The sequence below is a fragment of the Bacillus cereus group sp. BfR-BA-01381 genome (assembly GCF_022663555.1).
In the GTDB taxonomy this organism is placed as follows: domain Bacteria; phylum Bacillota; class Bacilli; order Bacillales; family Bacillaceae_G; genus Bacillus_A; species Bacillus_A pacificus.
The window spans coordinates 1-340 of record NZ_JAKUFR010000254.1 but is presented as its reverse complement, the minus strand read 5'-3'; the positions used below and the strand labels follow the sequence as shown (position 1 = coordinate 340).

Genomic DNA, 340 nt, shown 5'->3' with positions numbered 1-340 from the left:
AAAGTACAAGAAGTAGCAAAACCTAAGGAAGAAGAGAAAGTACAAGAAGTAGCAAAACCTAAGGAAGAAGAGAAAGTACAAGAAGTAGTAAAGCCTAAGGAAGAAGAGAAAGTACAAGAAGTAGTAAAGCCTAAGGAAGAAGTGAAAGTACAAGAAGAAGCCAAGGCTAAAGAAGAAGCGAAAGCCCGAGAAATAGCAAAGGCCAAGGAAGAAGCAAAAGCCCGAGAAGCAATAAAGGCAAAAGAAGAGTCTAAAAATAACACGCAGTCCGCTAAACGTGAATTAACAGTGGTGGCGACAGCATATACTGCTGATCCAAGTGAAAATGGTACATATGGTG

The 340-nt window shown here is 40.0% G+C and carries 1 pseudogene; it reads left to right on the top strand.

The annotated features are described in order from the left end of the window. A pseudogene (locus MR079_RS28585) lies at positions 1–340 on the top strand (enterotoxin); the annotation flags it as partial.